The sequence below is a fragment of the Bacillus sp. LLTC93 genome (assembly GCF_002993125.1).
Classification (GTDB): domain Bacteria; phylum Bacillota; class Bacilli; order Bacillales; family Bacillaceae; genus Bacillus; species Bacillus zhangzhouensis.
On the sequence record NZ_PVME01000003.1, the window covers coordinates 725,553 to 744,988 of the forward strand.

Below are 19,436 nucleotides of genomic sequence, written 5' to 3' on the forward strand. Positions count from 1 at the left end.
TCAATAAATGAAATTTTCTAACAAAAATACAATCGCCTTCATGTGTATCTTTTCCTGATAACGGGTATACCATGAATGTAAAGACTCCTTTTGAAAGGAATGAGGACATTGTTTCAAGCTGATCGGATGGTCGTTGCGTTTGATGGACATGAAGACAGTAAGAAAGCATTAAAGAAGGCAATCGCTTTAGCCAAAACCTTGAATGCCAAGCTGACCGTTGCCTATGCACATGATGGCAAATCAAGCAGACAGGTGTTTGATGCACCACGCCCAATGACTGGCGGTGCTTATATCGGGGGCGGCATGGCAGACCTTCAAACACCCCCTGTGTATGTACCTCATGACGAACAGCAAAGTCCCTTGATTTTTGAAGACCATACAGAAGAGGTCGTTGCGGAAGCGAGAATGCTATTAAACGAGGAGCGGTTTGAAGCTGCCATTGAAATTGTTGAGGGAGAGCCTGCAGAAGCGATTATCGATTATGCTGAAGAGATATCAGCAGACCTCATCGTCATGGGAGCACGTGACCAAAGCAGATTGAAAAAGATGCTATTTGGCAGTGTGAGCGAAAAGTTATCATCAAAATCAGATATACCTGTGCTTATTGTGAAATAAATGCATCACAAAAGGCTGTAAACATTGGTTTACAGCCTTTTTCTTTATGAAGAAATGGAAGCTTCACTTTCATGTTTAATTTTATTTTGGAAACCTTCCTGAACACGCTTCGTGATCTCTCCTGGAATGCCTTCCCCAACTTGCTGACCATCTATCTCAACAATTGGAATGACTTCAGCAGTCGTCGAACTGATGAAAATTTCCTGCGCGTGCAGTAGCTCTTCTTTGCTTATACGGGTTTCTTCGACACTGCATCCTTCTTCCTCACATACCTCTAGCAGCTTTCTACGGGTAATGCCGTTTAAAATGAGGTTGTTTGCTGGGTGAGTACGAATTACGCCATCAATGACAGCATACACATTCGAGGAGGTTCCCTCGGTCACAAAACCGTCTCTAATGAGAATCGCTTCAAACGCACCGGCTTCGGACGCTTTCTGCTTTTCCATGACGTTATATAAGAGGTTTAAACTTTTAATATCACACCTTAACCAGCGAAGATCCTCAGATAATAAGGCCTTTGCACCAGCTGTCTGTTCTTGAACAGGCTTTTTCACCTGGAACGTATATGCCGTGATTTGAGGAGTGAGAGAATCACCATATTGATGTTTACGAGGTGCGACTCCTCGTGTCACTTGAATATACACACCGCCATCTGTTAATTGATTGTGAGCGACTAACTGTTTTAATTTTTCTTCCATATCTGATACTGTACCTTGCAGATGAATGCCGATTTCTTTTGCACTTTTGAAGAGACGCTCTGTATGCTCTTTTAATGTAAATAAAGTACCATTGTATACACGGATGACCTCATAGACTCCGTCCCCAAATTGATAGCCTCTGTCCTCAATATCAACATGTGCATCTTTTTTTTCAATGAAATCTCCATTGTACAATACTTTCATATGGAATCTCCCCTTCGCTTTGCTTTAATGGTTGAGTCTGATGCTATCTTAGCGGATAAATGTAAACGTTTCAATGATTAATCAGAATTATTTCATACGAACATAAATGGATAACCTCTCATTGTAACAAATATAGATTTATAACCAAAAAGATTCCAATTTTTTAGCATCTTCTATATTCATAGGCTCTTTTTTCCTGTATACTTACTCCATATGAGCACGACATAAAACAGCGAAAAAAGACAGAATCCACTACATGATTCGACACAAATTTTTGATTTATTGGAGCGATTGTAATGCAACGGGTTACGAAAAAACAGACACCTTCAAACACGATGCTGCTCTCAAAGGCTATTGGTTTAGTGATTCTATCACTGATCCTCTTTTTCATTTGGGATATGTCTAAAACCAATATGCAGGCAGCAGACCAGCCGGCTCAAATGTCTGCGAGCAGTCAATTCCGAGACACAAGCACAAGTCTGAAAGCAAAAGATGATTCTTCGAAAACACTAGATGCACATTTTAAGATCAATCCAAACAAACATGTAACGGATCAAACGATCTTTTTAACCTTTGATGATGGTCCTTCTGCTACATCAAATCAGCTATTAGATGTGCTAAAAGCGCATCAAGTGAAGGCCACATTCTTTATGCTTGGGCCCCAGATCAAAGAACACCCAGCAGCTGTTAAAAGGCTTCATCAAGAAGGTCATCAATTAGGGCTTCATGGCATCACGCATGATGTGAAACACTTTTATCAAAAAAGTGATTCTCCCGTAAACGAGATGAAAGAAGACCAGCGCATTTTGGCTTCTGTCACAGGTGAGTATACACATCTTGTGAGAACACCTTATGGCAGTTCCCCCAATTTAACAGATCAACAAAAAGCACGTTTAAAACAAAAAGGCTTTATATACTGGGATTGGACAATTGATAGCCTTGACTGGAAATATAAAAGCTCAAAATATGTACCAGAGGTATTGAATCAGCTGCAAGTGCTAGAGACAAAACACCCGAAAGAACCAAAAATCATTTTAATGCATGATCAGCCAGCTACTGCAAAATACTTAAACAGTTTGATCACACAGCTAAAAGCAAAGGGCTATACATTTGAAGTCCTTGATGAAACAATGAAGCCGCTGCAGCAATAAAGAAAACCCGCACCTTTTGGATGCGGGTTTTTTGATGATTTATAGAGTTTTCACGAGATCGCCAATCCGTTCGTGGAAGACAAGATCAAACAGAGTATCGTATTCTGTTTCACTCAAATTCATCATCACCTTGAAGATGGAAGGATGCTGAGCTGCATCTTCTGGAATATATCGTGCTGGCGCCACTTCTAGGGAAGTTCCCATGACCAGCAGCATGTCCGTTTGCTGAAGTGATCTCTCCACTTGATCAAAATGCTTCACCATGTCACCAAAAAGGACAACATCTGTTTTCAGCACACGTCCACACGTGCGGCCACCCGAGGAAACCCTTTGACAAACCGGCACCTCTTCTTTTAATAAATAAGGCAGTTCATATGTCGTCTGGCACGATGGACAAGTAGCTGTTTGAATGGAACCATGCAGTTCATAGACATGCTGGCTTCCCGCCTTTTTATGCAGGCCATCGATATTTTGAGTGAAAATATCCACGTGCTTTCCTTGCTTCTCAAGGTTGGCTAAAAAGGCATGTCCTCTATTTGGCTCGTAGTCTCCACTCATTTTCATCTGAAACAATTCCTTGAATTTCGGCCAGAATTGATGAGGGTGTGATAAAAAGTAGGACCGGCTCATCGCCTCCATGCGAGCGGTATCTTCTGTCCACAAACCACCTGTTGATCTAAAATCGGGAATACCCGATTCTGTGCTCATACCAGCACCTGAAAGTACTGTAATATGTGAAGCCTGCGTTAATCTCTCTCTTAGCGCTGCCACCTTTGTTTGATCCACTCACAATTCCTCCTTTATTCCCCCAGCTGTTTCTCACCCTTTTGTTTCATATAAATGGTCTGTCCAGGGAAAGCAAATTCTACACCTTCTTGATGGAAGATATCAATGATGCGATAGTTAATGTCTTGCTTAATATCGAGGTTTTCAGACCAAGCTGTTGTGTTCGTGTAAAAGTTGAAAAATAAGTTCAAATAGCTGTCTGCCAGCACATCAAGATTCACCATAATGGTTTCCTTATGAACACCGTCATGCTCATGAAGCATTTGTTTGAGCCGTTTGATACACTTATCAATGTTTTCATTCGGTGTATTGTAGGACACACGTATGGAGAACGTAATCTGACGTTTATTCATTCTCGTCCAGTTTGTGATTGGCTCTTTTGAAAGTGTGGAATTCGGAACTGTCACCACCGCTTCAGCAGGTGTTCTAAACTTTGTGCTTCTAAATGTAATGTCCTCTATAGTCCCAAGTACACTTGGCGTCTCCACAAAATCGCCCATCGTAAAAGGCTTCTCTGTAATGATGACAATCCCTCCAAAAAAGTTCGCCACTGTATCCTGCGCAGCGAGCGCAAAGGCTAGACCACCTAGACCGAGCCCTGCCACAAGCCCGTTCACATCATAATTAAATTCTTGTGCAATGACACTAATACTTAATGCAATAATAATGAAACGAAGAACCTTTGATAAAAAAGGCGCTAAAATATCATCCATTTCTAATTCAAACTTCGAATTCACCTTTTGAAACAAGAATGAAGACGCAGCGGTTAAATTACAAAGCCCCCATGTCAGCATCAGTATAATGGAGGATCTATACAATTTGATGATGACATCCATATGATGCTCAAAATATGGTGCCTGTCTTAATGCAAAATATAAACCAAGTGCCACAAAAAACAGTCTGGCAGGTTTTTCGAATGCTACAACAATTTGATTAATTACCTCGGTTTTAGACCGATTCGTCAGCCTAAAGAGAAGATGAAATAAGTACTTCGTAAATACTTTCCGAAGCAATAAAAAAAGCAATAAAATACAAAGGCTAATACCGATTTGGATCGCAATATCTACTGTGAAATATGTATCCATCCATTTTTGTGTAAACATGTCTGTCTCTCTCCTTTAAAACAATCCTCTCTAGTTTATAATATAATCTTCGCTCATGTCCTCTCTTAAATGTCTGACCTCTATATAAAAAAGCCTCGGGACTGATCCCGAGGCATGATGTTCAATTATGAAATTTTGGCATTGAGACATTTCGACGGGCAGCAAACTACTTTTTCTTCTGAGCCTGATCAAGGAGAGTCGCTTTAAACATTTCAGCATCCGTTTCGACCTTAATACGTTCTTCCACTCTAATTCTCCCTTTACCCAATCATCTCGCCTCCTTTTCATCATTATAAAACATCAGAATTTTCAGTCAACATGACGAAAGCACTAATATTTTGACGAACGCTGACGATTTGGACAAAATTGATCGAAGAAAAATTGATGTTATTCAGATTTACTCAATGAAAGCTTGGGATATACCTACAACTTTTTATATTGATACAACATAATTTCTAGGCACAAGCTATTTCATTATTACATACAGCTCTCCCCCTCTCCATATAGTAAAGAAGGAAAACCGGCAAAGCATTTGATATGATAAGACCAGAACGAATGTCAGGGAGCTGGAGCATGTGTATATTATCGCGCATAGAGGGTCATCAAGCGCTGCCCCAGAAAATACAATCGCTGCATTTGATTTAGCAGTTCAGCAGGGTGCAGATTATATCGAGTTAGACGTACAGCTGACATTGGATCAGCACGTAGCCGTGATTCACGATGACACCATTGATCGAACGACAGATGGAAGCGGCTTAGTGAAAAGTTATACACTTGATCAGCTGAAGAAGCTGGATGCAGGAAGCTGGTTTGATGAACGGTTCGCCAACGAACGAATCCCCACATTACAAGAAATTCTTGAAAAATACAGCCAACAAATCGGGATACTCATTGAGATCAAGCATCCAAAACGACAGATTGGGATTGAAAAGGCAGTTGTCGACATCATCAACCGGTTTACCTATTCCCGTCATATCATGGTCCAATCTTTTGATGACAATGCACTCCAAAGAGTCAAAGCTTATGCCCCTTCTCTTCGAACAGCCTATATCATAAAACCTTCCGCCTTAAAACTGGCGAAAAGAAAATTGGCGGTGTACAGTTCCTTTGCGGATTGTCTTAATATGAAGAAAACGATGATCAACAGGTGGTGGATAGACCGCATCCACTCATTCGGGATGGATGTATTTATATGGACCGTGAAAGATCAAAAAACAGCCAATCGGATAAAAAAATACCCCATTGATGGAGTGGTGACAGATCATCCACCATTTTTTCAAAAGGAGAAATGACTAAATGAAAGCTTATCTCGCCGTTTTTATCGGTGGACTGATTGGTACACTTTGCAGATATGAGCTAAGCCAGTCCGTTGTCAGCCAAACCTTTCCCTATGCAACACTGATTGAAAACGTTGTAGGCAGTCTACTTCTTGGTATTTCGACAGGATACTTTATGTTCCGGAAGGGAAAAAAATATCTTGCCGCTTTAATCGGAACAGGATTTTGCGGGGGTTTTACGACAATGTCCACTTTTTCTAAAGAGACTGTTTTCCTATTACAGGCTGGACAGTTCACTTCAAGTTTGATGTACATCCTGCTCTCAGTGATTGCAGGATTGACCGCTGCCTTATCTGGGCTTATGATTGCTCAGCGGCTTTTTCATCAAAATGAGCAGCAGAAAGGGAGCAGATAAATGATTGTTTTTTATACAGCTGTTGCCGGCGGGATTGGCAGTGCTCTTCGTTTTTTCATCAGCCAATCGATTCAGAAAACTCATTCCCATGCTCGTTTCCCATACAGTATCATTCTTATCAATTTATTAGGTGCTGCCGGTTTAGGTTTACTGACAGGTGCAGTGACTGCCAATCATCCGCTGCTTGTGATTATTGGAACAGGATTTTTCGGTGGCTTTACAACATTCTCTACTTTTAGTGTAGAGTCTGCGACTATGCTAATGCAGCATCAAATACGGCAGCTTGCTGCCTATTTATTTGTGACGATCATCGGGTCTTTATGTCTCTTTACTGCGTTTTATCAAATAGGACAACACCTTTTTTAAATATTCGTGATGGCGGCTAAGCTAATGAGCAGTTGATCCATTAACTGACGCTTCATTAAAAAAAGTGTTTTTTCACTATAGCCGATTTCAATTGCACATTTTGCCATCCGCCAATCTCGAAAATATTTGTAATCGATCAGCTTCTGCTCTATGTCATCCAATTCTTTTAGTGCGGTTTCAATACAAGCAACGATTAGTTCATACTGGCTTTTCTGCTCTTCTAGCTTTTTTCGTGTCATGTGATCTTGATGATGCGTACTTCTTTTTTCAAGCTTCCTTTCAATATTTAAGATTGCTGCCTGATAATTTTTGAAATTCTTCAAATGAAACTCAATTCGTTTCATTGAGGCTTTTTTCTCCGTGATACTTGCTGTTTCATACCAAAGCATGTCCATCCCCCTTAAAGAACGTTTGTTCTCATTATATACGAACGTACATTCGTTAAGAAGAGACTAAATACCTAAAAAAACCTTGAGCTTATTTTTCGCTCAAGGTCATTTCATTTACTAACAGTGGCTCTTTTATATCAAGCCCAGTGCGTGTGTTATCTTTATCCGATGACATGACGCCTTTCTTCAGGTCGATCTTTTTAATATAGCGCCCATCCATTTCCAGCACCTTTATCCGAATGTCATCGAGATAAATAGACTGTCCTTCTTGGATATCGATATTTTCTTTTAAGATTAACCCGCCTATTGTATCAATTTCTTCATCATGATAGGGAAGCTCGATCAAATCTTGAACTTCATCTAATCTCACTTTGCCATCTAATACATAATGATGATCGGCTCTTTTTTGAATGACAGGCTGCTCATCTTCATCGAATTCATCTCGAATGTCTCCGACAATCTCCTCTAAAATATCTTCCGTTGTGACAAGTCCAGACGTTCCGCCATATTCATCAGTTAAGATCGCCATATGCATTCTATCGCGCTGCATCTTAACGAGAAGCTCCTGAATTGGAATTGTGTCAATCACTTCAATCACCGGATAAATATAATCTTGAATCTTCAGTTGATCTTTTTCTCCCTGATACACAATATCTGCAAAGAGCTGCTTTTTGTTCAACATGCCAATGACATGGTCTTTATCCCCTGAAAACACTGGAAAACGTGTATACTTTTCCTTTGTCATAACGGCCAGTATATCGTCTAATGGCATATCTTCTGGGATTGCGCAAATTTCTCTTCGGGGTATCATGATCTCTCTGGCAATTCGATTATCGAAATCGAAAATTTTGTTCATATAGTTATATTCTGATGGGTTGATTTCCCCATTTTTCAAGCTCTCAGATAATAAAATCTTCAATTCCTCTTCAGAATGGGAATGTTCTTTTTCAGCACCCATATCGATGCCCATCATTTTGGTTAACATTCGGGCTGACCCGTTTAACACATAAATGAAAGGGTACATGAGGATATAAAATGCATGCAGCGGGCCTGATAGCCAAAGCGTCATTTTTTCTGCCTTTTGAATGGCGAGCGTTTTTGGAGCAAGCTCACCTACGACTACATGCAAAAAAGTAATAATAGAGAACGCAAGTGTTGCTGAGATCAGGCTGATTGCTGAATCAGGAATGTTTGTCAAACCGAAACCTCGAACCAAAAGTTCTTTCACTGCCGGCTTACCGATCCACCCTAAACCGAGTGATGTCACTGTAATACCAAGCTGACAGGCTGACAAATATTCATCTAGCCTTGATGTCACCTTTTTCGCCATGATGGCCTTTTTGGACCCTTCGGCAACAAGTTGATTAATTCTGGAACTTCTCACCTTCACAATGGCAAATTCAGATGCAACAAAGAAAGCTGTTAAAGCAATCAAAACACCGACTATACTCAGATTAACAATATCGTCCATTTAACCTTGCTCTTTCCTAGAAGAACAAGGAGTCACCTCCTGATTGATGATGTTGTCTTTTGCAAAACGGTTAACTGATTAAATAAGACGACTTTGAGGGCCCCACTTAACCACCTCCGGTTCACGTAAAATCCGCCTCTCTACATATATATGAAACGGTATTCATTTTATCTTACCATAAATAATCTGAAAATTCCTGTGTCGTCATGTTATTTTTGACATGACAACCTAGATTGAGAAAACGCCCCCTCTGTTTCTTCATATTGCCAGGAAATATGAACAATTAACTTGTATTTCAGCCTAGAATTATATTAAACTATTTTCATAAACTATAACGTGACGGTTAGGAGGAGATGTTCAGATGGGGCTGAGAAAAAGTACCGTATTGGTGAGCTAGCACAGATTGCACAGGTGACAAAACGAACAGTAGATTATTATACAAATCTAGGATTACTTGCGCCTGTTAGGTCTTGCTCAAATTATCGTTATTACGATGAACATGCTTTAAAACGATTACAATTAATCGTTCTTTGCAAACAGCAGAGATTGGCTCTTTCTGACATCAAATCCAGATTAGATGAACAATTCCCTTCTCAAAAAGAGAATCATGATGAACTTGTCCATTTAACATCTGATATCGATCGGATGAATGAGCATATGGACCGCATTTTGACACGTTGTAAGCAGCTTCAACCAGAACAACGTGAAAAACTAAAAGAGCAGCTTACTCCTGAAAAAATGACGGCTGTCCAATCATTTTTACTGCTGTTAAGTTAAAATTTTTACTAAACAGGAGGTGTTACCTTCGTTCTCAACAGTCAGAACGAAGGCCTTAATTGGACATAGTTAATTTACTTATAGTTGCTTTGCTTATAGCTTTAACCGCATTTTTCGTTGCATCAGAGTTTGCGATCATTCGCTTAAGAAGCTCAAGAATTGATCAATTAATCGCAGAAGGTAATAAAACAGCAGTTGCTGTCAAGCATGTGACGACTCACCTTGATGAGTACTTATCTGCCTGTCAGCTTGGTATTACCATTACCGCCCTTGGAATAGGTTGGTTAGGGGAAGAAACGATTGCGCATATGCTTGCTCCACTTTTTGTAGAGCTGTCAATTCCTCAATCAGCTAGTCACATCATCACTTTTATTATTGCGTTTAGTATCATGACGTTCTTACACGTTGTGGTTGGAGAGCTTGCACCAAAAACACTCGCCATTCAAAAGGCTGAGCAAGTATCCCTTCTTTTTGCTAGACCACTGATGATCTTTTACAAAGTGATGTTCCCGTTCATTTGGGTATTAAATGGATCTGCTCGTTTACTAACGAAAGCGTTTGGTCTTCAGCAAGTATCTGAGCATGACATGGCACACTCTGAAGAAGAATTGCGGATTATTTTATCAGAAAGCTATAAAAGCGGCGAGATTAACCAGTCTGAATTCAAATATGTCAATAAAATTTTCGAATTTGATGACCGTCTGGCGAAAGAAATTATGATTCCTCGTACCGAAGTTGTCAGCTTCCCTCATGATATTACCATTGAGGAAATGCTGAAAGTCACCAAGGTAGAGAAATATACACGTTATCCAATTGAAGATGGCGATAAAGACAATATGATCGGTGTTGTGAATATTAAAGAGGTTCTCACTGCGTGCATTAGCGGTGAATGTTCTACAAGTGATACGATCGAAAAATTTGTGAATCCGATTATTCATGTGATTGAAACGCTTCCTGTTCATGATTTACTGCTAAAAATGCAGCGTGAACGTGTACACATGGCGATCTTATCAGATGAATATGGTGGTACAGCAGGTCTTGTGACTGTTGAAGACATCCTTGAAGAAATCGTCGGTGAAATTCGTGATGAATTCGATATAGATGAAATCAACGAAGTGCGTAAGCTAGGCGAAGACCATTACATCTTTGATGGTAAAGTCCTTGTGGATCAAGTCAACCTACTGTTAGGGATTACACTTGATAATGAAGAAGTTGACACGATTGGCGGCTGGTTCCTCACGCAGAAGTATGAAGTAGAGAAAAATGACTCCATTCGTGAACAAGGCTATGAATTTATTATTAATGAAGTCGATGGACACCACGTGGTATACATCGAAGTCAAAAAGTTAAATGAACAACTATTAGAAGCAGCCGAAGAAGGCGCTTCGTAAGAAAAAAACGACCCTTGCCCTAAGCAAGTGGTCGTTTTTTTTATCCCTTTTCCATTAATTGAGCTTCAAGTTCTTTGATTCTTGTGTTTAATACTTCGGTCATGGCACCTAATCTTTCTTTGGGCGGAAGATGGTCAAATTCAGACAGCTCAATCGGTTCCCCAATGATTAAGCGCATTTTCCCCTTTTTGAAAAGGCTTTTCGCATTTGATGGTCCTTTGTACGCCGCTGGGACAATTGGCGCTTTGCCGAGTTGCGCAATGGTGACCGCCCCTCTTTTTAAAGGAACATCTTCTGTTGTACGTGTTCCACTTGGAAAAATTCCAACGATCTTTCCTTCTTTTAATAATTTAATGGGCGTTTTAATACTGCTCGGCCCTGGATTCTCTCGATCAACTGGAAAGGCATGAATCCTTTTTAAAAATCCGCCGATCCATTTATTTGCAAACAATTCTTTTTTCGCCATGTAGTGGATCTCAAACGGAAGAATTCCTGCGCCTAGTGCAAGAACATCCACAAAACCCTCATGCGTACATGCAATGACAAAACCTCGATCCGTTGGCAGATTTTCTTTTTGATATACTTTGATTCCGCCTCGGAGAGCAAAAAATGCTTTGATCGTATAGCCTGAAAATTTATACATAGTGCACTTCCTTTGTTTGAAGAATGAAGGATTTGTTTCTATTATAACAAATTTTTTATTACCTGGTACTAAAATTTTTGTGATGCTGTCAAAATGAAGGGCTGCCCACTAAAATCATGTTTCCGCTTGAAATCGTGGCTCATTCTGTATTCAAGCATGAGGTTTTAGGAGAGAATAGAATAGGAATTGTGTCCAATTTTGTCGTTTTTCGAAGGTTTTTCCTGATTTGTTCTATTGAAAATGCTTTATAAATGATGCAAATTTCGCTATGATAAGGAGAAATGATTTTGATTCGGCGAAAGAAATGAGTAATGTACGGCCTATGAGAAGTTTCGTGCAACTTTATGCCTTTCTTATGCGTGTATAACATAGAGGGGAGAAAAATCAGTGACGATCGATGAAATTTATCAAATGTATATGAACGATGTTTACAGGTTTCTGCTCTCCATGACAAAAGACAAACATTTGGCGGAAGACTTATTGCAGGAAACCTTTATGCGAGCTTATATACATATTCATTCCTACGACCATAGCAAAGTGAAACCTTGGTTATTTCAGGTGGCACGAAATGCTTTTATTGATTATGTCAGGAAACATAAAAAAGAAGTGACCATATCGGATGATCTAATTGGCGGCCTTTTACAAACGTCTGTACAAAGCCCTGCTGAACAGGTTGAAATAAAAGAAGTCCTCAACATGTATTTGGAGCAGCTTCCAGATAACTACAAGGAAGCGTTGACATTGTATTATTTAAAAGAACTGAATTACAAGGAAGCATCCAAGGTCATGAATATTACTGAAGCAAATTTTAAAAGTGTTTTATTTCGTGCAAGGCAGCGCCTAAAAGCACTATATAACAGAGGTGTTAATGATGAATGAAGAGTTTAACAAGCGATGGGAACAATATAATAATGGCGAGATGAATGAGGAAGAAATGATGGCGTTTGAAGAAGAGCTTGAAGAAAATGAAAAGCGCTTAAGTCAGGAGCTGAATGACTCGGATTGGACAGACTTTTCCATCAGTCCTGAAAAGCAAAAAGCCATTTTACAATACGGAAAAAGAAAGTCTTACTTACGTATTTCCGTACTTGCTGTCATATCTACACTCATTATTTTACCGCTTTGTACATTAGGAAGTTATCTATACTACGGAGTTGGCGGAGCAGAGAGCAAAGGCAATCATTTCATGGAAACAGCTGCTGTGACAGTCGCTCTCACGAAACCAAACGTGGCCATTGATATGAGGGATTTAAAAGGACAGGTCAAGCTGTTTGGTATGAACACAGAGCTTAAGCTGCAAAAACAAATAGGCAATAAAACAGAAGCCATTGGCAGTGAGCAAATTGAAATGTTTTTCGATAAATTAAAACAGCCTACAATCTCTTATTATGGTGACAATGCACGCAATACGGAGGATTTCTTTACCCACCCTTCTACGCAGGCAGATGCATCAAAAAAACAAACACTCACCACTTTAGACAAGCTTCCTGAAGGAACAGTGAGTGAAGTGTATGTATCCTATGATAAAGCATACTCACCAAAGGACGTTTATACCTTTGCTAAAAAATACGATATGAAAGTGCTTTGGAATGCGATTAAAACAGAGGATTCATTAAGTGGGAATCAGCGCCCAATCGGTTTTCCTGGGAAAGACTCCGAATTTTTAAAAGAGCTTCAGCACACATCAAAAACAGAGGTAGATCAATTCAAAGATGCCCTTGCCTATGTCAATCAGCATCCAACCTGGGCAAAAACGATCTCTGGCAGACCTGAACTAGATCTGGCTAACCGAATACGATATATCAATCAAAATGGTGTCACAGCTTATGGCTCTGTTGTCACAGGTCCTTCTAAAGAAATTGAGAAATTTGTGAAGACAAAACGGATTAAAACGGCAAAAGTGAGCGAGGTGGAATTATGGAATTGGTAAGAATTTTTAAAGAACACAATGTATTTGGCTGGATTTCTGTCGGCACAGCTATTTTATCCCTGCTCATGCTGAACCTCGCCATTATCAGCAACGTGACATTTTATTCTTTTCAGATGCTTCCTTTTGCAATGGCCGCAGTTCCATTTGGTATTATTGAACTGTTCATCAAAAAAGGTCGTACTGGCCCAGGTTTTCTAGGTGTCGTTCTGAATATCTTTGTCATTGCTTGCGTCTATGCCATCGTATCAATTGATATAGATCTTCAGTTAGGTTTTTAATGAATCACAAAATGTAAAGCCAGTGCTACTTGACTGCACCAAGTAGCACTGGCTTTTCCTGTATATCCATTTATTTTTCATTTAATTCTGAGTGCTTTCTTGAATATAAGAAATAGACAACCAATCCAATAGCAAGCCAGATGAAGAAACGAACAAATGTGATGGCGCCGAGTTTATAAATGAGCAGTCCACAGGATAGAATAGCCAAGATTGGAATGAGTGGAACTGCTGGGCATTTAAATGCTCTCGGTAAATCAGGCTGTGTTTTTCTCATCACAATGACAGCGACCGAAATCAAAATGAATGCGGAAAGTGTCCCGATGTTCACTAGGCTTGCAAGTTCATCTAGTGGAATGAACCCTCCCATTAATGCTGACAATGTACCGAAGAAAAGTGTATTGATATAAGGTGTTTTATGTTTTGGATGAACCTTTGAAAGAACCTTTGGCACCAAGCCATCACGAGACATCGCAAACATGACGCGTGTTTGGCCATATAGCATGACAAGCATAACCGTGGTCATCCCTAAAATCGCCCCAATATCCACAATGCCAGCCACCCAGTTTTGACCTGCTACTTGTAAAACAAGAGACACTGGATGTGATACTCCATCAAAGTTCATGAATGGAACGATGCCCGTCATGATGGCACTCACAACGACATACAAAACGGTACAAATCAATAATGAAGTAATAATACCTCTTGGCAAGTTGCGTGAAGGATTTTTTGTCTCCTCTGCCGCAGAAGCAACTGCATCAAATCCGATAAATGCAAAAAATACGAGTGCTGCTGCACTTAAGACCCCTGATGTCCCAAATGGAACGAATGGTGTCCAGTTTTCTGGTTTTACATATTTCACAGCGACTAAAATAAAGAGCAGAATGACAGCAATTTTCAAAATCACCATGATGTTATTGACTCGTTTTGATTCCTTAATACCGAAGTACAGCAAGAAGGTGATGATCATTAAAATAATAAATGCAGGAAGATTAAAATATGTCACTTGCCCCTTTAAACCACCTGGTGCTGCTGTTAACTCAACCGGTATATGAATGCCAACCCCATTTAAAAATGACACAAAATATCCCGACCAGCCTGCTGAAACTGCACTAGCGGCCAGCATATATTCTAATATCAAATCCCAACCAATGATAAATGCCAAAAATTCTCCCATTGATGCGTACGTAAATGTATAAACAGATCCTGACACAGGAACGGTGGAAGCGAATTCCGCATAAGAAAGTGCCGCAAACAAACAAGCAAGACCTGCGATCACAAATGATAGAACGAGTCCTGGACCCGCTGTGACAGCTCCTGTACCTGTCAGAACAAATATCCCTGTTCCGATAATGGCCCCAATACCAAGCATCGTTAAGTCAAATGAACCTAATTCCTTTTTTAACGCTTTTTCCCCTTGTGTTGCCGCGATGAGATCTGAAATGCTCTTTTTTCTAAACAACGAATTGCTCATAACATCACTCCCAAAACGTAGTATCAGTCTAAAGACGCCACACCTGTATAATTCACAATATTTTCTGAATATTTAGATTAAATTTATCACAATAAATTAGTGGCGTAAAATTATTATATATGAAAATTAAAAAATGAAAACACTTTTTTAAAAAATAGAGTGAAAATCCTTAAATATCAACAAAATCGTTGTCAATATATAGGTCAGTTTTTCTTCATACTTTATTCATTTCACAGCCTGTCACTCTCTATTTATTATTCAACATCAAAAATTATGTTTTTTTCATATAATAATGATTGAATAAAAATAAGACTCTCCTTTTGATAGCGAGTCCATATTCATGTTATATAAAAGTCTTTAGACTGGTAGTGAACTATGATAAAGGTCCACTCCTGTTACGTGAATGATATATAAAAAAAGAGACTGCTCCATGAGCAATCTCTTTGAATAGATTAGTTAACAAATGTTTTCGCTCCAAGATAAATCGGCTTCCAATAGCTTGAATTCATATCACTGACTGTCACACCGTCAGAGGCAGCATGGATAAACTTGTTGTTCCCAATGTAGACACCCATGTGAGATGGACCAGATTTATAGGTAGTAAAGAACACAAAATCTCCTACCTTTGGTGTTGAGACGCTCTTCATCGAGCCCCAAAAACCTTCTGTTGTTTGTCTTGAGATCTTTTTTTGCTTGTTAATGATATACCACATAAACCCACTGCAATCAAAGCCTTTCGGTGTCGTTCCACCCCATTTATATGGTGTACCGTTCTGTGCTTTAGCATCAGATACGAGCTTAGACGTGTTTAATGAAGAAGTAGAGACTGTTTTTTCTTTGACAGGTGTTGTCTTCACTTTAGACGTCTTTTTCACCTTTAGCTTTTGTCCAATTTTGATGAGGTCTGTTTTGAGTTTATTTAATGATTTCAGCTCTTTCACTGTCATCCCATACTTTTTGCCAATTTTAGATAGTGTATCACCTTTGACAACTTTATGAGTGGCTGTCGCTGAAGCCGCTTTTACTGTTGTTGTTGTTTTAGTTGTTGTTTTCGAGGAAGTTCCATTTACTTTTAACGTTTGTCCAACATAAATTTTGTCAGATTTCAGCTTATTATCTGATTTAATCTTGCTCACGGTTGTTTTGTATCTTTTCGCTAGAACAGAAAGAGAGTCACCTTTTTGAACCTTTACTGATTGTGCTGAGGCAGCTCCGGCAAATAATGTCGTCCCAAGTAGAACTGCACTTGCAGCTGTGATCAATTGTTTTTTCATTTGTTCCTCCTGTATGTATCTATCGTGATCCGAATTTTTATCTACTTTCTATTATAAGGATCAAATACCAGAAGAAATAGTCTTGACTTCCTACGACATTATGCTTATTAATTCGGCAAAATTTATTTTTTTTTAGGGTTCTTTTCATTTCATTTTTATTACACAATCATGACAAAACGAATGCATCTTGTCATGGATAAATGATACATTCATTTCTCATTTTGGTCCATTCTATGTAAAGTGGACCTTTACAATTTTAAAGCAAACTTTACGGTACTGTAAAATGGAATCCACACTTCTGCTCTACCATTGTAAACGTAAGAGCGATACATAAACAATGAGGAGGCAAAATGAATGAGTGTGTTGAAAAGCTCGAAAACGAAAATAGCTGCTGTGGCAGCAGCATCTGTGCTATCGATTGGCATTTTTTCAGGAATTGAATTTGGACAGGCTGACAAAGCTGAGGCGAAAAAGAAACCAAAAAATGACGTACAAAATGTGATCGTGTTAATTGGAGATGGCATGGGCACACCTTATCTTTCAACTTACCGCTCATTTAAACACAACGGAGACCTTTCAAAGCAAACAGCGTTTGATCCTTACCTCACTGGCATGCACAAAACATACCCTGACGACTCTAAAAGTAACATCACCGATTCAGCAGCGGCTGGTACAGCCATGGCGACTGGTAAAAAGACATACAACAATGCCATCAGCGTAAATAAAAATGGCAAAAAATTAAAAACAGTCTTAGAAGAAGCAAAGCGTAAAGGAAAGTCTACGGGTCTTGTCGTGACATCTGAATTAACCAATGCCACACCTGCTGCATATGCCGCCCATGATGTGTCTCGAAAAAACACAGCAGCCATTGCCGATGATTTCTTCGATGAGAAAATCGGGAAACAGCATACAGTCGATGTCATGCTTGGTGGAGGACTTATCGATTTTGTTCGCAAGGATCGTGATTTGACGAAGGAATTCAAAAAAGCAGGTTACGATTATGTCACCAATAAAGCGGCCTTACAAAACAATAAAAACCAAAAAGTGTTAGGTCTTTTTGCTGATGGCGGTCTCGATAAAGCCATTGATCGCGATAAAAACACTCCTTCCCTACAAGACATGACGTCCTCAGCCATTAAACAGCTATCTAAAAACAAAAAAGGATTTTTCCTCATGGTCGAAGGCAGTCAAATTGACTGGGCGGGACATGACCATGATATTGTCAGTGCCATGAGTGAAGTGAAGGATTTTGAAAAAGCATTTGAAGAAGCCATTCGTTTCGCAAAAAAGGATAAAAATACGTTAGTGATCACGACTGCGGATCATTCCACTGGCGGACTTTCCTTCGGAGCAGATGGCTCTGGCAGCTGGGATTACAAACCTGTAAAAGCAGCGAAAAAGACACCTGATTTTATTGCAAACAAAATTGCAGGTGGCATGACTGTTGAGTCTGCGCTCAAACAATATATTGAACTTGATTTCACAAAAGAGGAGATTGCTTCTATTCAAAAAGCAGCTGAAACAAAAAATGCAGTTAAGATTGATGATGCAATTGAAGAAATCATCAACACAAGATCACATACAGGCTGGACAACATCAGGTCATACCGGTGATGAAGTACCGTTTTATGCATATGGTCCAACAAGCCAGCAGCTAAAAGGTCTCATGGAAAATACAGATCAAGCCAAGCACATTTTCAAATTGCTTAAAAATCAATAACTTTGTGAAACACAAAAAAGATGTCTTAAAACAGACATCTTTTTTGATCTTTTTACGCGAGATATTTTCTATGAACTCCTTTTCCATCGTATGAAAACATCACCTCTTTTCCTTCAAGAACTGACTCGATATGCACACTTCTTCCCCACAGCTGATACAAATATGGGAGTACTTTTTCTAAGTATTTCAGGTCGAGCTCAATGCCTTCGTACCAATGCTTAATATAGAGTTCATTGTTTTTTAAATAGTCGCCATCAATCACGGTCAAATAAGGAAAACCACCATTGACCCTCATGCTCACAAGCTGATCACGAACAGCCTTCCATTCTTTATCAATGACTTTATAGTCTCTCCCCTGCTTTTGAAACAAGTACAAGTCTTCTCTCATCACAAGGTCTTTTGTTAAGTAGTTTCGAATAAAGGAAATGTCCGATTCAATTTCTCGTACTTCAAACATTTTGCTACGTCCGGACCCTTCTGTCACACCTGCTTTTTTTAATTCTTCACATGGGTTGTCATAGCGTTCTTCAATATCTTCAAATATCTTCAGCCCTAAATAGTAAGGATTGATACCCGTCTTAGATGGCTGCACCACGCCTGCATTTAATTTCGCAAATTCAATCGATTCACTTGAATCTAAATCGAGCTCGCGCATAATCCGCTGGTGCCAATACGATGCCCAGCCTTCATTCATAATCTTTGTTTCCAGCTGAGGCCAAAAATAGAGCATTTCCTCTCTAAGCATGGTCAGTACATCCCGCTGCCACGGCTCTAGCTCCCGGGAATGCGCTTCAATAAAGAGCAAAATATCTTTTTCTGGCTTTGGTGGAAATTGCTTGACGGCTTTCTTTTTCTCACGCGTCTTCGGCTCATCCATTCCCCACAAATCATCATACGGTGTTTGACGTTTTGGTTTATCCTCTTCATATTCTTCTTCATCGTCTATATTCCAGCTTAATTTTGAACGAACAAGAGACGGATCAATATGCTCCTGCAAAGCCAATACCGCATCTAAAAAGGATTCGACTTCTTTTGTTCCGTGGATATGCTCATACTCTTTGATCCGCTCCGCCGCCGCAGCCATGCTTTCTACCATATCTCGTTTAGTGTTTTGGAAACGGCAATTATTTTTAAAGAAATCACAGTGTGCCAGTACATGAGCCACAATTAATTTATTTTGAACAAGCGAATTGTTATCTAGTAGAAAGGCGTAGCAAGGATTTGAATTGATCACCAGTTCATAAATTTTGCTTAACCCTAAATCATAATGAAGCTTCATTTTATGAAATTGCTTTCCAAAGCTCCAGTGGCTAAATCTTGTTGGCATTCCGTATGCACCGAACGTATAAATAATTTCCGCGGGACAGATTTCATACCTCATCGGATAAAAATCTAGACCAAATCCTTCTGCAATTTCTGTAATTTCATCAATGGCTCTTTGTAAAAGACGTTTTTCAGATACGCTCAAGGAAACCATC

Annotated in this window: 21 protein-coding genes; 11 read left to right on the top strand and 10 right to left on the bottom strand. The window is 39.5% G+C overall.

Annotation, left to right across the window (positions count from 1 at the left end; translation table 11 throughout):
- Window positions 1-108: 108 nt before the first annotated feature.
- A complete protein-coding gene (locus C6W18_RS13260; RefSeq protein WP_105927839.1) occupies window positions 109-615 on the top strand; it encodes a universal stress protein in 507 nt (168 codons plus the stop codon).
- Between the two features lie 44 nt (window positions 616-659).
- Here C6W18_RS13260 and dat read toward each other — a convergent pair whose 3' ends face one another.
- Window positions 660-1,517, bottom strand: a complete 858-nt coding sequence (gene dat / locus C6W18_RS13265; protein ID WP_105927840.1) for a D-amino-acid transaminase — start codon at window positions 1,515-1,517, stop codon at window positions 660-662.
- Between the two features lie 296 nt (window positions 1,518-1,813).
- Here dat and C6W18_RS13270 point away from each other — a divergent pair, with 296 nt between their 5' ends.
- Window positions 1,814-2,668, top strand: a complete 855-nt coding sequence (locus C6W18_RS13270) for a polysaccharide deacetylase family protein (RefSeq protein WP_105927841.1) — start codon at window positions 1,814-1,816, stop codon at window positions 2,666-2,668.
- A 39-nt stretch (window positions 2,669-2,707) separates the two neighbouring features.
- Here C6W18_RS13270 and C6W18_RS13275 read toward each other — a convergent pair whose 3' ends face one another.
- The 3 genes from C6W18_RS13275 to C6W18_RS13285 all read right to left on the bottom strand — a co-directional run bounded on the left by C6W18_RS13275 (window position 2,708) and on the right by C6W18_RS13285 (window position 4,825).
- Window positions 2,708-3,439 (bottom strand): NAD-dependent protein deacylase, encoded by a 732-nt coding sequence (locus C6W18_RS13275; RefSeq protein ID WP_411266076.1) that lies wholly within the window; start codon window positions 3,437-3,439, stop codon window positions 2,708-2,710.
- Window positions 3,440-3,468: 29 nt separating this feature from the next.
- A complete protein-coding gene (locus C6W18_RS13280; RefSeq protein WP_105927843.1) occupies window positions 3,469-4,557 on the bottom strand; it encodes a mechanosensitive ion channel family protein in 1,089 nt (362 codons plus the stop codon).
- A gap of 166 nt (window positions 4,558-4,723) precedes the next feature.
- Complete coding sequence (locus C6W18_RS13285; RefSeq protein WP_008359843.1) at window positions 4,724-4,825, bottom strand: YhdX family protein; 102 nt, start codon at window positions 4,823-4,825, stop codon at window positions 4,724-4,726.
- Window positions 4,826-5,132: 307 nt separating this feature from the next.
- On the opposite strand from C6W18_RS13285, the gene C6W18_RS13290 reads away from it, so the two are divergent.
- The 3 genes from C6W18_RS13290 to crcB (C6W18_RS13300) are packed head-to-tail and all read left to right on the top strand — an operon-like array spanning window position 5,133 to window position 6,615.
- The gene (locus C6W18_RS13290) at window positions 5,133-5,849 is read left to right on the top strand and encodes a glycerophosphodiester phosphodiesterase (protein ID WP_105927844.1); all 717 of its coding nucleotides are present in this window, start codon (window positions 5,133-5,135) and stop codon (window positions 5,847-5,849) included.
- Window positions 5,850-5,853: 4 nt separating this feature from the next.
- Window positions 5,854-6,249 (top strand): fluoride efflux transporter CrcB, encoded by a 396-nt coding sequence (gene crcB / locus C6W18_RS13295; protein WP_105927845.1) that lies wholly within the window; start codon window positions 5,854-5,856, stop codon window positions 6,247-6,249.
- Entirely contained in the window at window positions 6,250-6,615 is a 366-nt protein-coding gene (gene crcB / locus C6W18_RS13300; protein WP_105927846.1) for a fluoride efflux transporter CrcB, read from the top strand. It abuts the gene before it with no gap.
- Here crcB (C6W18_RS13300) and C6W18_RS13305 read toward each other — a convergent pair.
- Window positions 6,612-7,004, bottom strand: coding sequence for a transcriptional regulator (locus C6W18_RS13305; protein WP_105927847.1), 393 nt, complete (start codon window positions 7,002-7,004; stop codon window positions 6,612-6,614). The genes crcB (C6W18_RS13300) and C6W18_RS13305 overlap by 4 nt on opposite strands.
- A gap of 88 nt (window positions 7,005-7,092) precedes the next feature.
- Window positions 7,093-8,475, bottom strand: coding sequence for a hemolysin family protein (locus tag C6W18_RS13310; protein WP_105927848.1), 1,383 nt, complete (start codon window positions 8,473-8,475; stop codon window positions 7,093-7,095).
- Between the two features lie 336 nt (window positions 8,476-8,811).
- Here C6W18_RS13310 and C6W18_RS13315 point away from each other — a divergent pair, with 336 nt between their 5' ends.
- Window positions 8,812-9,252: a MerR family transcriptional regulator gene (locus C6W18_RS13315; RefSeq protein WP_105927849.1), complete on the top strand. Its 441-nt coding sequence runs from the start codon at window positions 8,812-8,814 to the stop codon at window positions 9,250-9,252.
- 59 nt (window positions 9,253-9,311) lie between these two features.
- Window positions 9,312-10,643 (top strand): hemolysin family protein, encoded by a 1,332-nt coding sequence (locus tag C6W18_RS13320; RefSeq protein ID WP_105927850.1) that lies wholly within the window; start codon window positions 9,312-9,314, stop codon window positions 10,641-10,643.
- A 40-nt stretch (window positions 10,644-10,683) separates the two neighbouring features.
- Here C6W18_RS13320 and C6W18_RS13325 read toward each other — a convergent pair whose 3' ends face one another.
- Window positions 10,684-11,286 carry a lysophospholipid acyltransferase family protein gene (locus tag C6W18_RS13325; protein WP_034321587.1) on the bottom strand — a complete coding sequence of 201 codons (603 nt, stop codon included), beginning with the start codon at window positions 11,284-11,286 and terminating at the stop codon, window positions 10,684-10,686.
- 387 nt (window positions 11,287-11,673) lie between these two features.
- Between C6W18_RS13325 and C6W18_RS13330 the strand changes: the two genes are divergently transcribed.
- The 3 genes from C6W18_RS13330 to C6W18_RS13340 are packed head-to-tail and all read left to right on the top strand — an operon-like array spanning window position 11,674 to window position 13,494.
- Window positions 11,674-12,165, top strand: a complete 492-nt coding sequence (locus C6W18_RS13330) for a sigma-70 family RNA polymerase sigma factor (protein ID WP_003211938.1) — start codon at window positions 11,674-11,676, stop codon at window positions 12,163-12,165.
- Window positions 12,158-13,216 (top strand): anti-sigma factor, encoded by a 1,059-nt coding sequence (locus tag C6W18_RS13335; protein ID WP_105927851.1) that lies wholly within the window; start codon window positions 12,158-12,160, stop codon window positions 13,214-13,216. The genes C6W18_RS13330 and C6W18_RS13335 overlap by 8 nt, the downstream gene beginning before the upstream one ends.
- Window positions 13,204-13,494: a hypothetical protein gene (locus tag C6W18_RS13340; RefSeq protein WP_034321593.1), complete on the top strand. Its 291-nt coding sequence runs from the start codon at window positions 13,204-13,206 to the stop codon at window positions 13,492-13,494. Before C6W18_RS13335 ends, C6W18_RS13340 begins: the two co-directional genes overlap by 13 nt.
- 70 nt (window positions 13,495-13,564) lie before the next feature.
- Here C6W18_RS13340 and bcaP read toward each other — a convergent pair whose 3' ends face one another.
- Together bcaP and C6W18_RS13350 are read right to left on the bottom strand one after the other, a co-directional pair.
- Window positions 13,565-14,965, bottom strand: a complete 1,401-nt coding sequence (bcaP, locus tag C6W18_RS13345; RefSeq protein WP_034321596.1) for a branched-chain amino acid transporter BcaP — start codon at window positions 14,963-14,965, stop codon at window positions 13,565-13,567.
- 452 nt (window positions 14,966-15,417) lie between these two features.
- The gene (locus C6W18_RS13350; protein ID WP_034321599.1) at window positions 15,418-16,239 is read right to left on the bottom strand and encodes a C40 family peptidase; all 822 of its coding nucleotides are present in this window, start codon (window positions 16,237-16,239) and stop codon (window positions 15,418-15,420) included.
- Between the two features lie 354 nt (window positions 16,240-16,593).
- On the opposite strand from C6W18_RS13350, the gene C6W18_RS13355 reads away from it, so the two are divergent.
- Window positions 16,594-17,958, top strand: a complete 1,365-nt coding sequence (locus C6W18_RS13355; protein WP_105927852.1) for an alkaline phosphatase — start codon at window positions 16,594-16,596, stop codon at window positions 17,956-17,958.
- Between the two features lie 52 nt (window positions 17,959-18,010).
- Here the strand turns inward: C6W18_RS13355 and C6W18_RS13360 are convergent, their stop codons facing one another.
- Entirely contained in the window at window positions 18,011-19,435 is a 1,425-nt protein-coding gene (locus C6W18_RS13360) for a SpoVR family protein (protein ID WP_373465718.1), read from the bottom strand.
- Between the last annotated feature and the right edge of the window lies 1 nt (window position 19,436).